This window comes from Alcaligenes sp. Me129 (genome assembly GCF_050487245.1).
In the GTDB taxonomy this organism is placed as follows: domain Bacteria; phylum Pseudomonadota; class Gammaproteobacteria; order Burkholderiales; family Burkholderiaceae_B; genus Alcaligenes; species Alcaligenes phenolicus.
Map to the genome: position 1 here is coordinate 322,946 of NZ_JBKQGX010000002.1, position 14,912 is coordinate 337,857.

At 55.6% G+C, this 14,912-nt stretch carries 11 protein-coding genes and 1 pseudogene; 8 read left to right on the top strand and 4 right to left on the bottom strand.

Translation table 11 applies throughout. The annotated features are described in order from the left end of the window. Positions 1-95: 95 nt before the first annotated feature. The 6 genes from putA (at position 96) to ACLPGZ_RS03585 (ending at position 8,887) form a co-directional block, all read left to right on the top strand. A complete protein-coding gene (gene putA, locus ACLPGZ_RS03560; RefSeq protein WP_429640986.1) occupies positions 96-3,869 on the top strand; it encodes a trifunctional transcriptional regulator/proline dehydrogenase/L-glutamate gamma-semialdehyde dehydrogenase in 3,774 nt (1,257 codons plus the stop codon). A gap of 129 nt (positions 3,870-3,998) precedes the next feature. Next, positions 3,999-5,156: a branched-chain amino acid ABC transporter substrate-binding protein gene (locus tag ACLPGZ_RS03565; protein ID WP_035268173.1), complete on the top strand. Its 1,158-nt coding sequence runs from the start codon at positions 3,999-4,001 to the stop codon at positions 5,154-5,156. 128 nt (positions 5,157-5,284) lie between these two features. Next, positions 5,285-6,217 carry a branched-chain amino acid ABC transporter permease gene (locus ACLPGZ_RS03570; protein ID WP_021446749.1) on the top strand — a complete coding sequence of 311 codons (933 nt, stop codon included), beginning with the start codon at positions 5,285-5,287 and terminating at the stop codon, positions 6,215-6,217. Then, positions 6,214-7,320 (top strand): ABC transporter permease subunit, encoded by a 1,107-nt coding sequence (locus ACLPGZ_RS03575; protein ID WP_021446748.1) that lies wholly within the window; start codon positions 6,214-6,216, stop codon positions 7,318-7,320. Before ACLPGZ_RS03570 ends, ACLPGZ_RS03575 begins: the two co-directional genes overlap by 4 nt. Further along, positions 7,317-8,153, top strand: a complete 837-nt coding sequence (locus ACLPGZ_RS03580) for an ABC transporter ATP-binding protein (RefSeq protein ID WP_009455710.1) — start codon at positions 7,317-7,319, stop codon at positions 8,151-8,153. The genes ACLPGZ_RS03575 and ACLPGZ_RS03580 overlap by 4 nt, the downstream gene beginning before the upstream one ends. Further along, positions 8,150-8,887, top strand: coding sequence for an ABC transporter ATP-binding protein (locus tag ACLPGZ_RS03585; RefSeq protein ID WP_239055463.1), 738 nt, complete (start codon positions 8,150-8,152; stop codon positions 8,885-8,887). Before ACLPGZ_RS03580 ends, ACLPGZ_RS03585 begins: the two co-directional genes overlap by 4 nt. Positions 8,888-9,031: 144 nt before the next feature. On the opposite strand, the gene ACLPGZ_RS03590 is transcribed toward ACLPGZ_RS03585, so the two are convergent. Beyond that, positions 9,032-9,772, bottom strand: coding sequence for a hypothetical protein (locus ACLPGZ_RS03590; RefSeq protein WP_239055464.1), 741 nt, complete (start codon positions 9,770-9,772; stop codon positions 9,032-9,034). 731 nt (positions 9,773-10,503) lie between these two features. Here ACLPGZ_RS03590 and ACLPGZ_RS03595 point away from each other — a divergent pair. Together ACLPGZ_RS03595 and ACLPGZ_RS03600 are read left to right on the top strand one after the other, a co-directional pair. After that, positions 10,504-11,246 (top strand): annotated as a pseudogene (locus tag ACLPGZ_RS03595) (SDR family oxidoreductase). A gap of 32 nt (positions 11,247-11,278) precedes the next feature. After that, positions 11,279-11,923: a DJ-1/PfpI family protein gene (locus tag ACLPGZ_RS03600; RefSeq protein WP_239055465.1), complete on the top strand. Its 645-nt coding sequence runs from the start codon at positions 11,279-11,281 to the stop codon at positions 11,921-11,923. 119 nt (positions 11,924-12,042) lie between these two features. On the opposite strand, the gene rlmF is transcribed toward ACLPGZ_RS03600, so the two are convergent. The 3 genes from rlmF to coaBC all read right to left on the bottom strand — a co-directional run bounded on the left by rlmF (position 12,043) and on the right by coaBC (position 14,893). Continuing rightward, positions 12,043-13,038 (bottom strand): 23S rRNA (adenine(1618)-N(6))-methyltransferase RlmF, encoded by a 996-nt coding sequence (gene rlmF / locus ACLPGZ_RS03605; protein WP_239055466.1) that lies wholly within the window; start codon positions 13,036-13,038, stop codon positions 12,043-12,045. Between the two features lie 136 nt (positions 13,039-13,174). Then, the gene (gene dut, locus ACLPGZ_RS03610; protein ID WP_035268160.1) at positions 13,175-13,636 is read right to left on the bottom strand and encodes a dUTP diphosphatase; all 462 of its coding nucleotides are present in this window, start codon (positions 13,634-13,636) and stop codon (positions 13,175-13,177) included. 72 nt (positions 13,637-13,708) lie between these two features. Continuing rightward, positions 13,709-14,893 carry a bifunctional phosphopantothenoylcysteine decarboxylase/phosphopantothenate--cysteine ligase CoaBC gene (gene coaBC / locus ACLPGZ_RS03615; protein ID WP_239055467.1) on the bottom strand — a complete coding sequence of 395 codons (1,185 nt, stop codon included), beginning with the start codon at positions 14,891-14,893 and terminating at the stop codon, positions 13,709-13,711. Positions 14,894-14,912 lie beyond the last annotated feature (19 nt).

The following is a 14,912-nucleotide window of genomic DNA, read 5'->3' on the forward strand; positions in this document are numbered from 1 at the left end:
TTTTCTGTGCGGGTTAACCTGAATACGAATTTAGGTTAACCGTCAGTATTATTTCGGCTTATCGCAGTCAACAAAGCGTAACCGGGATAAGAAGCATGGCGAGCACAACCTTAGGGATTAAAGTCGATATAGAACTGCGCGAGCGCCTGCGGCGTGCGGCGGATCAGTTGCAGTGCACCCCGCATTGGCTGCATAAGCAGGCCTTGCTGTCCTATATCGAAGGAATCGAGCGCGGTGTGTTGCCCAGCGAATTAGCGCTGCTAAGCGGGGGTGATTCCGAAGCCGCCGAAGAAGGTGTACTCATGCCTTCCATCCCGTTTTACGGCTTTGCGCAGGATGTGCAACCGCAAAGTGTGTTGCGCGCTGCCATTACCGCCGCCTACCGCCGTCCAGAAACCGACTGTCTGCCCTTGCTGTTAAGTGCAGCGCGTTCTTCTCAAAGTGCGCGTGCCCAGGAGTTGGCCGCTCGTCTGGTTAAAGCCTTGCGCGCCAAGCGCCGTGGCGGCGGCGTAGAAGGCTTGATCCAGGAATTCTCCTTGTCCAGCCAGGAAGGCGTTGCCCTGATGTGTCTGGCCGAGGCCTTGTTGCGTATCCCTGACCGCGCGACACGCGATGCCTTGATTCGCGACAAAATCAGCCACGGCGACTGGCGTGCACACATGGGCGAGTCCCCCTCGCTATTTGTGAATGCCGCCACCTGGGGCCTGATGCTGACGGGGCGCCTGGTCAGTGTAAATAGTGAAAAGAATTTGTCCTCCGCCTTGACCCGCATGATCGGCAAGGGCGGCGAGCCCTTGATCCGCAAAGGCGTGGACGTTGCCATGCGCATGATGGGCGAACAGTTCGTGACTGGCCAAACCATTGCCTCGGCACTGGCCAATAGCCGCAAGTTTGAAGAGCTGGGCTTCCGTTATTCCTACGACATGTTAGGCGAGGCCGCGACGACAGCGGAAGACGCCCAGCGCTACTACCAGGCTTACGAGCAGGCCATCCACGCGATCGGTCGTGCCAGCCAGGGTCGTGGGATTTACGAAGGCCCCGGCATTTCCATCAAGCTGTCCGCGCTGCATCCACGCTACAGCCGTTCCCAGCGTGATCGCGTCATGCGGGAGTTGTTCCCGCGCTTGTTGTCCTTGGCACAATTAGCGCATCACTATGATGTGGGCTTGAATATTGACGCCGAAGAAGCAGACCGCCTGGAAGTGTCCCTGGATCTGCTGGACAAGCTGTGCTTTGACCTGTCTTTGGCAGGTTGGAACGGCATTGGCTTTGTGGTGCAGGCTTATCAAAAGCGCGCGCCTTTTGTTATTGATTATCTGATTGATCTGGCCCGCCGCAGCGGTCACCGCTTGATGCTGCGCCTGGTGAAAGGCGCCTACTGGGATTCGGAGATCAAACGTGCTCAGGTTGATGGCCTGGAAGACTACCCCGTCTACACCCGCAAGGTGCACACGGACGTGTCTTACCTGGCTTGCGCTCGCAAGCTTTTGCAGGCCCCAGAAGCCGTCTACCCGCAGTTTGCGACACACAATGCGCAAACCCTGGCTGCTATTTATGTGATGGCTGGCCAGAACTACTACACCGGCCAATATGAGTTCCAGTGCCTGCACGGCATGGGCGAGGACCTGTACGACGAGGTAGTCGGCCCGATCAAGGACGGCAAGCTGAACCGTCCTTGCCGTATCTATGCACCCGTTGGTTCTCACGAAACCTTGCTGGCGTATCTGGTGCGTCGTCTCCTGGAAAACGGTGCCAACACCTCTTTCGTGAATCAGATTGGCGATGCAGATGTGAACATGGAGCAGCTGATTGCCGACCCCGTGGCTCAGGCCCTGAGCCTGCAACCCTTGGGTCGACCACATGACAAGATTCCGTTGCCGCGCCAGTTGTACTGGGATGCGGAGCAGCGCTTGAACTCGGCTGGCCTGGATTTAAGCAACGAGCACCGCCTGGGTTCTTTGGCCGCTACCTTGATGCAAACCGCTGCCTTGCCACGTCAGGCTCAGCCTATCCTGGGGCAGGGCAATCCGGTCTGGGACGAGTCCAAGGCAACGATTGTGCGTAATCCAGCTAATCATCAGGATGTAGTGGGGCAGGTCATGTTTGCCACGGCACAGGATGTGGAGCAGGCTTTGGACGCCGCCAGCCACTATGCACCAATCTGGCAGGCCACGCCGGTAGAAGAACGCGCCGCCGCCCTGCAGCAAGCCGCCCAACTGCTGGAAGACAATATGCAGGACTTGATGGGCCTGCTGGTGCGTGAGGCCGGCAAGTCCTATGCGAATGCGATTGCCGAAGTGCGTGAAGCCGTGGACTTCCTGCGTTACTACGCCGGACAGGTTCTGCGCGACTTTGATAATGACGAATATCGTCCCGTCGGTGTGGTGCTGTGTATCAGCCCCTGGAACTTCCCCTTGGCTATTTTCCTGGGTCAGGTCTCGGCGGCTCTGGCTGCAGGCAACGTCGTCCTGGCCAAGCCTGCTGAACAAACCTGCCTGATTGCGGCGGCCGCTGTCGAGCTGCTGCACAAGGCAGGGATTGCTCCCGGTGCCTTGCAGCTCCTGCCTGGTGATGGCCCATCCGTGGGCGCGCCGTTGGCGGCCAGTGAGAAGGTTAATGCTGTGATGTTTACCGGCTCGACCGCCGTTGCCATGGGCTTGAATCGTCAATTGGCTAAACGCCTGACGGCAGACGGTCAGGCCGTCCCGCTGATTGCAGAAACCGGTGGCTTGAACGCCATGGTGGTCGACAGCTCAGCCTTGCCTGAGCAGGTGGTGTTTGATGTGCTGAATTCTGCTTTCGACTCGGCCGGTCAGCGTTGTTCCGCCTTGCGGCTGCTGTGCATTCAGGAAGATGTGGCCGAGCGTGTGCTGAACATGCTCAACGGTGCCATGCAGGAGCTGAGCGTGGGCAATCCCGACCTGCTCAGCACGGATGTAGGTCCGGTGATTGATGAAGAAGCCCGCTCCGGTATCGAAGAGCACATCAGCGCCATGCGCGAGGCTGGTTTCCGTATCACGCAAAGTGAACAAAGCCGCAGCCTGACAGGTACCTTTGTCTTGCCGACCATTATCGAGATCGAGCAGGTCAAGGATCTGGAACGCGAAATTTTCGGTCCCGTTCTGCACGTGATGCGTTTCAAGCGTAGCGAGCTGGACAGCCTGATCAATCAGATCAACGAACGTGGTTACGGACTGACCTTTGGCGTTCACACCCGTCTGGATGAAACCGTGGAGCGTGTCGTTTCCCGCATTCACGCCGGCAACGTCTATGTGAATCGCAATATGGTGGGCGCGGTGGTGGGCGTACAGCCTTTCGGTGGTGAGGGCTTATCGGGTACAGGCCCCAAAGCAGGCGGCCCCTTGTACCTGCGCCGACTGCTTAGCCGTTGCCCGCAGAACCTGCCTTTGCAAGCTTGGCAGGAGCAGGGCGCGGTCTTGCCTGGTCCGACAGGTGAGTCCAATATTTATCAGTTGCACCCACGAGGTCGCGTTCTGTGCATGCCTGTCAGCGTGCACGGCTGGCAAGCTCAGCGCGAGGCCTGCGCACGCAGCGGCAATCAGGCCATCTTGCTGGACCGTTTGGGTCTGGGTGGCTGGCAGGACGCGCCTGCCGAGCAAATTGCCATGTCCGATTTGGGTGAGGCAGATTATGATGCTGTTTTGTTTGAAGGCGACAGCGACGAACTCCGGCAAGTATTGGGACAAGTGGCTGAACGCCGTGGCCCCATTGTTGGGGTTCAAGGGCTGTTGACGCAGGAATTGGAGGGGGGCGCGACTTACCTCGTCGAGCGTTTGTTGCGCGAAGTCTCGGTCAGTACCAATACAGCGGCAGCTGGGGGCAATGCCAGTTTGATGATGGTCGGTTGACATCAGATGGCACCCATTTCTATGCACACGTTTGGTCGCACATTTCACCTGGAGCGGCGGCCCTGCGTTCATTCTCACGGCACGGGCCGACATGTAGCGCGGCTATATTAAAAAACGAAGGAGAACAATATGCAGTCCATCACGAGCTTTAAATTGGCCTTGGTTTCGACCGCGGTTTTTGGTGCATTGGCAGCGAGTCCTGCTTTTGCCGCTGACAAGGTAATCAAGCTGGGCTTTTCCGCCCCCTTGACCGGCCCGCAGGCTCACTACGGTGAAGACATGCGCAATGGTCTGGTGCTGGCGCTGGAAGAGGCCAATGCCCAGAAAATTGAAATTGATGGCGCAACCGCCCGTTTTGAACTGGTGGCCAAGGATGACCAGGCTGACCCGCGTACGGCGGTTCAGGTGGCTCAGCAAATTGTGGATGACGGTGTTGATGGCGTATTGGGCCACTTCAACTCGGGCACCACGATTCCTGCTTCGCGTGTGTACAACGACGCGGGCATCCCCCAGATCGCCATGGCAACCTCGCCTGAGTACACCCAGCAAGGTTACGACAACACCTTCCGCATGATGACCAGCGACACCCAGCAAGGTGCCGCTGTGGGTCAGTTCATCGTCAAGGATCTGGCTGCCAAGAAAGTAGCCTTGATCGACGACCGTACTGCTTACGGCCAAGGTCTGACTGACCAGGTTGCCCGTGCGGTAGAAAAAGCAGGTGGTCAGATTGTGGCCCGTGAATACACCACGGACAAAGCCAATGACTTCACCTCCATTCTGACCAATATCAAGTCCAAGCAGCCTGATGCCATCTTCTTCGGTGGTCTGGATGCGCAGTCCGGTCCAATGAAGCGTCAGATGCAGACACTGGACATCAAGGCTCCGCTGGTGTCGGGTGAAATGACACGCAGCGACACCTTCCTGCGTCTGGCCGGTGCAGCCGCTGACGGCACCTACGCCTCCCTGGCAGGTGTTCCTCTGTCCACCATGGCGGCTGGCGAGAAGTTTGCCAAGGACTACCAGGCACGCTTCAAGGCGGAACCCGGTGTTTACGCTCCGTATGCCTACGACGGCGCCTGGAACATGATCACCGCCATGAAGGAAGCCGGTTCTTCCAAAGCAGAAGACTACCTGCCCAAACTGGCCGCATTGAAACGCAACGGCGCCACCAGCAGCAACATTGCCTACGACCAGAACGGCGACCTGAAAGAAATCGCCGTCACCATCTACGAAGTTAAAGATGGCAAGTGGACGATGGTTAAAACCATGGTCAGCCAGGCTAACTAAGCGTCTCTGATCCTGCAGTTTGAGCCCTTCGGGGCTCATCTTTACCGTGGCCTGTGTTTGGCAGGCCCACGCTCCCTGTTCTATCGCCGTGCGCCGGGGCAGGGAGCAATGACCACGAGTCCCAATCTATGGAAATCCTGATACAACAACTAATAAATGGCCTGACCGTGGGCAGTGTCTACGCCTTGGTGGCGCTGGGCTACACCATGGTGTATGGAATTATTGGCCTGATTAATTTTGCGCATGGTGATGTAGTCATGGTTGGGGCGATGCTGGCCACGACAGTGGTGTTATCGCTGGTCGGCGCGGACCCGGCAGGCCTGTCCGCCTGGTTGATGGTGGGGCTGGCCCTCTTGGCCGCTATCCCCGTCTGCATGGGCATAGGCTGGACTGCCGAGCGTTATGCGTATCGTCCCTTGCGTCGTGCGCCTCGTCTCGCCGCCTTGATTACCGCCATTGGTGTGTCTTTTATTGTGCAGAACCTGGCCATGATGATCTGGGGGCGCAATTACCTGAGCTTCCCGCACATTATTGAACCCATGGTGTTCCAGCTGGGCGACGCGCGCATCAGCTTGCTGCAAATTCTGATTATCGGTGGTGCCGCTGCGATCATGTCCGGACTGATGGTGCTGGTGCACCGCACCCGTCTGGGCACCGCCATGCGTGCAACCGCCCAGAACCGCGAAGTAGCTGGCTTGATGGGCGTGAACATCAATACCGTGATCTCCGCTGCCTTTGTGATCGGCTCGGCTCTGGCTGCCGTCGCAGGCGTGATGATCGTGACTTACTACGGCGTCGCCCAATACACGATGGGCTTCATGCTGGGCCTGAAAGCCTTTACCGCCGCCGTTCTGGGTGGCATTGGTAATTTGGGTGGCGCCATGCTGGGTGGCTTGCTGCTGGGCTTGATCGAAGCTTTGGGCGCAGGCTACATCGGCGACCTGACCAATGGGGTCTTTGGCAGTAACTATCAGGATGTGTTCTCTTTTATCGTGCTGATCTTGGTGCTGATTTTCCGTCCCTCGGGCCTGTTGGGTGAACGTGTGGGAGATCGCGCATGAGTCTGAATCAAACATTAAGTGGCGCTGGCTCCAAACAGCGCCCCGCAACGCCCGCTAAAGTCTGGGTCGGTGCGCTGCTGATTGGTGTGGTGCTGGCTATTCTGCCCTTCGTGCTGGGCATGGCGGGACAAAGCTGGATCCGCACCCTGAACTTTGCCTTGCTGTACGTGATGCTGGCCCTGGGCCTGAATATCGTGGTGGGTTTTGCTGGTCTGCTGGACTTGGGCTATATCGCTTTCTATGCGGTAGGGGCGTACGTCTGGGCCATGCTGGCATCGCCGCATTTTGGCCTGCACCTACCGTTCTGGATGGTGCTGCCAGCCGGTATTGCTTTGGCCGCCGTATTTGGTGTGCTGCTGGGCTTCCCGGTTCTGCGCTTGCGGGGCGACTACCTGGCCATTGTGACCCTGGGTTTCGGTGAAATTATCCGTATCTTCATGAACAACCTGGATGCGCCGGTCAACATCACCAACGGCCCACAAGGGATCAACCGGGTCGATACCTTCAAGATTGGTGATTTCATCTTCGGCAAGGCGGAGACCCTCTTTGGCATACGGATAACCGGGCCAGAAAAATACTATTACCTGCTCCTGCTGATCACGCTGCTGATTGTGTTCATCTGCGTGCGTCTGCAGCACTCCCGCATTGGCCGTGCCTGGGAAGCGATCCGCGAAGATGAAATCGCCGCCAAGGCCATGGGGATCAATACCCGTAACGTCAAACTGCTGGCCTTTGCCATGGGTGCAACGTTTGGTGGCGTGGCCGGTGGCTTGTTTGCCTCCATGCAAGGCTTCGTTAGCCCGGAGAGTTTCAGCCTGACCGAGTCCATTTCCGTGCTGTGCATGGTGGTGCTGGGTGGCATGGGCCATATCCCCGGTGTGATTGTGGGTGCCTTGCTGCTATCTGTCTTCCCCGAACTGCTGCGCTCCGTCGTCGTACCTCTGCAGCAAAGCGTGTTCGGCGACGTGATTCTGGACCCGGACGGCATCCGTATGCTCTTGTTCGGCTTTGCCCTGGTCTTGGTCATGATCTATCGCCCAGAAGGCCTGTGGCCCTCTGCAGTGCGCCGTCGTGAACGCAAAATGAAGCAGGTGCAAGCATGAGTCTGAGCATGAACCAACAAGTAAAAGACGGCGAGGTGCTGTTGCAGGCAGAAGGCTTGTCCAAACGCTTTGGCGGTTTGCAGGCCTTGTCTGAAGTCAGCTTCAGCATTCGCAAGGGCGATATCTACGGTCTGATCGGCCCGAACGGTGCCGGTAAAACCACGCTGTTCAACGTGATGACAGGCTTGTACATCCCCGAGTCGGGCCGCTGCACCTTCGCCGGTCGCAACCTGACTGATTGCAAACCCCATCAAATCGCTGAATCCGGCTTTGCGCGTACCTTCCAGAACATCCGCTTGTTCGGCAGCCTGTCTGCCCTGGAAAACGTCATGATCGGCCGCCACGTCCGCACCCGTGCTGGCGTGCTGGGGGCGGTGCTGCGTAACCGCGCTACCCGTCAGGAAGAAGAACAGATCGAGGCCCGAGCCTACGAGCTGCTGGATTACGTAGGCATTGCCCAGCACGCTAATGAGATTGCTCGGTCCTTGTCTTACGGTGACCAGCGTCGCCTGGAAATCGCCCGTGCATTGGCAACCGATCCTATGCTCTTGGCTCTGGACGAACCCGCTGCCGGTATGAACCCATCTGAGACAGTAGTCCTGCGCCAGCTGATAGAAAAAATCCGTGGCGACGGCATTACCGTCCTGCTGATCGAACACGACATGAAGCTGGTCATGGGCCTGTGTGATCGAGTTCTGGTGCTGGAATACGGCAAAGTCCTGGCCGAAGGCAAACCCGCCGAAGTCCAACATAACCCACGCGTGATCGAAGCCTATCTGGGCGCAGGTGCAGCCAAAGAGCTGGGCATTACCGTTGAAGAGGAAAAGGCATGAGCACAGAACCGTTGATGCTGGATATTCGGGGTCTGGATGTAGCTTATGGCGGCATCCGGGCGGTACGCGACCTGGATCTGCGAGTGGGCAAGGGCGAACTGGTTTGTCTGATCGGTGCGAACGGCGCCGGTAAAAGCACCACGTTGCGAGCCATCACAGGTCTGGTGCCCGCCGCTGCAGGGCAGATCGAACATCAAGGCGAAAGCATCGTCGGCCTTCCATCGCACCAGCTGGTACGTCGTGGTGTGGTCATGGTGCCGGAAGGGCGGGGGATTTTTCCGCAACTGACGATTGAAGAAAACCTGGCCATGGGGGCGTATACCCGCAAGGACCACCACGAAGTCCGCCAGGATATCGAGCGTATCTATACCCTGTTCCCGCGACTGGCTGAGCGTAAGAAGCAATCGGCAGGGACTTTGTCTGGTGGGGAACAGCAGATGGTGGCAATGGGACGGGCGATGATTTCCCGGCCTTCATTGTTGCTGCTGGATGAGCCTTCAATGGGCTTGGCGCCGATTATGGTCGAACGGATTTTTGAGCTGATCCAGACGATTGCTAAAGAGGGTGTAACGATTTTGTTGATCGAGCAGAATGCGCGCTTGGCGCTAGAGCTGGGAGATCGAGGCTATGTGATGGAGTCAGGGCGGATTATCCTGGAAGGCCCGGCTGCGCAGTTGCTGCATGATCCGAAGGTGAGGGCGGCTTATTTGGGGGAAGAGGATTTTGCGGCGTAGGTAGGATTCAAGTTTGGATAAAAAGCCAATCAGCTTTGGGTTGATTGGCTTTTTTTGTGCTGAATGTTATTAAGTAGCTCAGATTAATGTACCGGTGTCTGCTTTGGCCCCTTGCGGTCATTTGATAATGCGGAGTTAATCGGCCTACGCTGCTTTTTGCACAAGTTTGGTTGAGCGTAGTGTTATGTCTCCCGCCAATCCTCGCTTTTTCATAAGCAACTGTGTTTTTTGAGCAAGTGTAAATTGGGAAGCCATGGTCAGTTGCTCCTTAACTTGGCACAAAAGAGTCCAGTAGTCGCGATGAAATGCTTTTTCTGGAGACTCTACTAACGCTTCTACGATGAGACACAGACCTTCGCAACCCTGCTTTAGAAGATCGAGTTTTACCAAATCCAGGTTTGCAAGCGAAACAGTTAAGCTAGGGTTCTGTTCTGTGTTCTTGCTGTTAAGCGCAACTTGCCACTGGCCGTGTGCCACTTTGTTGCGAATCTGGCTCGGCGTTTCAATGTAGGTTTTTATAAAGCGGTTGAGCTCTTGTCTTACGTTTGGAACGTAGTTTCCATTTCTCGATTGAATTTTCCGCAGTGCAAGTGCAACGCATTTTTCCCATGCGGTAACGATGCTGCCATGCTTCCCAGCCGCCTTGATCTGACGAATTTCGTCTAGTTCAAAGCAATGTGGCGTGTGGATTAGTTTGGAAAATGCAGCTTCAGACCACGCGCAATAAATTAGAGCCAAGACCTTTGTCTGTAGCTCAACAGATGTCTTGTTGTTTGCTAGGAGATCGCGGTGAATTCCGCGTTTAATGTGCTTCCAACCCTGTTCGAGAACTCTTAGGTTCTTTGTTTGGGCTTGAAATACTTCAAGTTGCTGCTTTCTATCCATGTCGTTCCATGCAGGTAAAAAACACTGTCTTTTCAAATGCTCTTTACCTGCCCGGAATCGAACCGGGAACCCGTGGATTGCTCCACAGTGCCTTACCATATTCGGCCACAAGTCTAAGAGTATTCTAATTGATATCTATGCGCACAGCAAGTGGTCTGGCAATAACTGGATTTATACAACAACGAAAAATTTTCGTTGTTCTTATAAAAATGAATCTATCTCTAATTTTTAAAGTGAGCAATTACAGGCAAACTGTCTTAGACAAACCTAAAATTTTGATAGAAAAAGTTGTTGGGAGTAATGCTACGACCGATGATCAAATGATAGCTGATGGCCGCAAGTAGACAGAATAGTAACTAAAAAAAAGAAATGTGTCTCTACATCGAATAAATAGAAAATTGGATCGTTCCTATTTTTTTAAAAATGTCAGTAATTGCATAGAGGTTCTAAAGGCCCTTAAGGAGAGTAATCTGATGCTTCAGTAGCATTGGACAATATTTTGTTTTTTGTAGAGATAGCTACTAGTTAGTAGGTTTATGCGGTGCGAATAGCAGTTAGGGGTTTTGAGCGGACTGTGGGAAGCTGCAAACCTTTATCATACAACTATAGAATGTAGCCGACAGGTAACTATGTAGATAAAGCTAGCTTGTGCAGTCCGAAAAGGCAGCGGGCTCAGAGTGCATTCCTATGTGACCGACTCCGTTGTACAGGCCCGCCCAGGAGAATAAAAAATGGATTTAGGAATTGCCGAACGACGTGCCTTGATCTGTGGAGCGTCGAGTGGTTTAGGCTTGGCTTGTGCTCAGGCGCTAGCCGCTGAAGGCGTACAGGTCACTCTAGTATCGCGCAGCGAACACAAGTTACAAGAAGCCGCCAAACAGATTGAAGCCTCTACCGGTGCCGCAGCTAAATGGATAGCCGCCGATCTTTCTCAGGTAGCCGGTAGACAAGCCGTAGCTGCCGCGTGCTCGGATATCGACATTATGGTGACCAACGCCGGCGGGCCTCCGTCTATGCCTTTTGCTCAGTTGGAGACCAAGCACTGGCAATCCGCGCTGGAGCAAAATTTCCTGGTAGCGGTAGAGCTAATCCAGGCTGCGTTGCCAGGCATGGTGAGCCGCCGCTTTGGCCGCGTCGTTAACATCACTTCAGTTTCCGTTCGTTAGCCAGTGACCAACCTTGAGTTATCTACCGCTGCCGCATGGCCTTGACTGGTTTCGTTGCCAGTGTGTCTCGCGAAGTAGCCCAGCATAACGTGGCGATTAATAACTTGTTGCCCGGCACCATCATGACGGATCGCTTGCGGGAGTTGGGTCCTGTGGCAGAGGCGTTGATTGCCTCAGTACCAGCAGGGTGAGCTGGAACGCCTACTGAGTTTGGTGCTGCATGTGCCTTCTTGTGCAGTGAGGCCGCAGGTTTTATCGTGGGTCAGAATTTATCTATTGATGGTGGTTTAGTACGAGCTACGATCTAAGTTATTAAGTTTCAACCATGAAGGGGCACATCATGAGCGGTACGGCAGCATCGGCTACATCCACCAGCGCAGCAGAGAACACAACAAAAAAACAAATCGGTATTGTGCTATTTGATCAGTTTGAAACCCTCGATGTGTTCGGGCCTGTCGAAATGTGGGGTGGGATGCCGGATTACGAGATGGTCATGGTGTCTCAGCAGGGTGGGCTGGTGCGTTCGTCTCAAGGGATAGAGACACAGGCCGCTTATAGTTTCGAGACGGCCCCGCAGTTCGACATTCTGATGGTTCCCGGAGGCATGGGAACGCGTAGTGAAATTAATAACCCTGCCATGCTGGCTTTCATTCAAAAGCAGGACAAGGCAACGCAGTGGACGGTGTCGGTGTGTACGGGGGCGGCTTTATTAGCCAAGGCGGGTGTTCTGAAGCAACGTCGGGCTACGTCTAACAAGCTGGCGTTTGATTTTGCGGTGGCTCAGGATGGAGATGTGCTTTGGCAAAAGCAGGCCCGCTGGGTGTTTGATGGCAAGTACGTCACATCCTCGGGTGTGTCAGCGGGGACGGATATGGCGTTGGCCCTGGTCGAGAAGCTCTATAACCGTGACCAAGCCGAAAGCATCGCGCATTGGACTGAGTATGTCTGGAATAGTGATCCGACGATTGATCCGTTTGCGCGCTAGGGCCGGTGTTTTCTGGGCGTAGTTGTTGGGTGAAAGGTTCAGGAGTCGTGGGTCTTAGCGTGGGTAGCTGATTGCAGCTAATGCCATCAGCGTATCGAGCATCCCCACTTGATACGAACCTATTTCCAGCGTTCGTTGCGCCACGCCTCTTGTGCTGCAGCGTCCAGAAAAGTCCAGGCGACAAAGCGGCTTTGTTTTTGTCCCTGCGTCATTTCTACGGTTTTGACCTTAACCGCTTTGGCCTTTTTCAAGGCATTCAACACTCCGGGTACGTTCGATGCTTTGGACACCAAGGTGCTGAACCAAAGCACTTGCCCGCCTACGGTCACACTTTCTTCTATCATGCGGCGGATGAAAAGCGCCTCGCCGCCTTCGTACCAGAGTTCCGTATTCTGTCCACCAAAGTTCAGCACGGGAGCATTCTGCTTGGGCGCGGCCTTACCCAAACCACGCCATTTACGTTGACTACCGCTTACTGCCTCTTCCTGCGATGAATGGAAGGGCGGGTTGCAGAGCGTCAGGTCAAAGTAATCATTCGCGCCTAACAGGCCCTTGAAAATATGTCTGGGTGATTTTTGCTGGCGCAATTTGATTGCAGCCGATAAGCCCGGGTTCGCGTGAATAATGCTTCGTGCAGAAGTCAGCGCATCAGCGTCTATGTCGGACCCTAGAAACTGCCAGCCATATTCGGTATGGCCGATCAATGGGTAGATCGCATTTGCGCCTACGCCAATATCAAGGACGCGTACTGCCTCACCACGGGGAATGCTCCCCTTATTGCTGTTGGCCAGTAAATCGGCCAGGTAGTGCACGTAATCGGCCCGGCCCGGAATAGGGGGGCAGAGGTAATCGGCAGGAATATCCCAACGCGCTATGCCGTAAAAACTCTTCAGAAGAGCACGGTTCAGGGTTTTGACGGCATTCGGATCAGCGAAGTTGATGCTTTGATCACCGTAGGGATTCACAAAAACGAAAGCAGCCAGTTCGGGCGTTTCTTCGATGAGAGCATCAAAGTCGTAACGGCCCTGATGGCGGTTGCGTGGGTGGAGCTGAGCCGCCGTTTTGTTTGAAGTGGGTAATTCAGTGTTGGAATTACCTTTTTTGGGAGAGGGCATTGAAATCCGAAATTGGCCTGGGTAAGTCTGAGTCGTGGCGCTAGTACGCTTTTAAAGCAAAGTGTCAGGACTAAGGAAGGAGCGATACCTGCTGCACCAAGGCATTTTGCATCGCATCTTTCCCTAGCTTTAATGCTTAGTTCTTGCCCGTGCTACCAAAACCACCTGTACCGCGCTCGGTCTCGGTAGAGAACTCGTTCACAAACTGCAGCGCTACTTGCACCACTGGCTGGAACATCAGCTGGGCGATACGTTCGCCGGGCTGGATCACGTAATCCTGATCGCTGTCATTGGCCAGAATCACGCCAATCTCGCCGTGGTAGTCGGCATCAATCACGCCAATGCCTTGGGCAACACGCACACCGTGTTTCAGGGACAGGCCCGAACGCGAGGCGACGATGGCGACCAGGCCAGGGTCCATCATATTGATGGCCAAGCCGGTTTTAACCAGAGTACGGCCGCCAGCGGGCAGGGTAACGGCTTCGCTCAGGCAGGCGCGCAGGTCCATGGCGGCGGAGCCATCCGTGGCGTAGCTGGGGGCTTCGATGCTCGTGCCCAACAAGTCATTGACGATGCGAGCTTCAATACGGCGATGCATAGACGGTATCCTGAAAAAAAGAGGCAGCGCACCTGCTTTAGCGCTGCCCGTCATCATAAAAGAGAAAAGGGATTAAAGCCGCTGGGCGATGTTTTGCATCAGCTGGCGTGCGGCCAGCAGTTTATCCTGGGCGGGCCATTGCATATGGCCTTGCTCGTCAAACAGCACCAGTTCGGTGTCGTCGGCGTTCATGGCGCGCTGGGCCAGGTTGGCGACCAGCAAGGGTACGTTCTTGCGTTGACGTTTGGCTTGGGCGTGCTCGACCAAGTTGTCTGTCTCGGCGGCAAAGCCTACACAGAAAGGACCGTTCGTCAGTGCGGCAACCTCGGCCAGAATGTCGGGGTTGGGGCTGAATTGCAGGTCCGGCGTGGCTTGTTCGGACGTCTTCTTGATCTTGATGTCGCTGGCATTGCTGACGTACCAGTCCGCTACCGCTGCAACGCTGATGAAGATATCAGCATCATCCACCTGGGACATGACGGTGGCGTGCATCTGACGGGCGGTTTCTACGTTGATGCGACGTACCTGGTAGGGCGTTTCCAGTGCAACGGGGCCGGAGACCAGAGTCACTTGTGCACCGGCTTCTTGAGCCGCACGTGCAATGGCGTAACCCATCTTGCCGGAGGAACGGTTGCTGATGACGCGCACTGGGTCAATCGGCTCGCTGGTTGGGCCAGCGGTGATCAGGACGCGTTTGCCCGCCAACAGCTTGGGCTGAAAGAAGGACGTGAGCTCTGCCAGCAATTGGGCAGGTTCCAGCATGCGGCCATCGCCGGTTTCACCACAGGCCTGGTCGCCACTGCCGGGGCCAAGAATGTGCACACCGTCACGGCGCAGTTGTTCGACATTGCGCTGGGTGGCCGGGTGCAGCCACATTTCTCGGTTCATGGCTGGGGCGATCAGCAGGGGGCAGTGCCCACGCGCTACACAAAGGGTGCTGAGCAAGTCGTCGGCCAGACCGTGGGCCAGCTTGGCCATGAAGTTGGTGCTGGCGGGGGCGATCAAGATGGCGTCCGCATCCCGGCTAAGCTGGATGTGGGCCATATTGTTAGGAACACGCGCATCCCACAAATCGGTGTAGACGGTACGGCCCGACAAGGCCTGAAAGGTGACCGGGCTGATGAAGCGCGTGGCCGATTCGGTCATGACGACATCAATCCGGGCACCCAGGTCCTGGCTGCGACGCAAGAGTTCGGCGGTTTTATAAGCAGCGATGCCGCCGGTGATGCCAAACACCAGTTTTTTATTGCTAAGCATAGGACATGATCCTTACAGA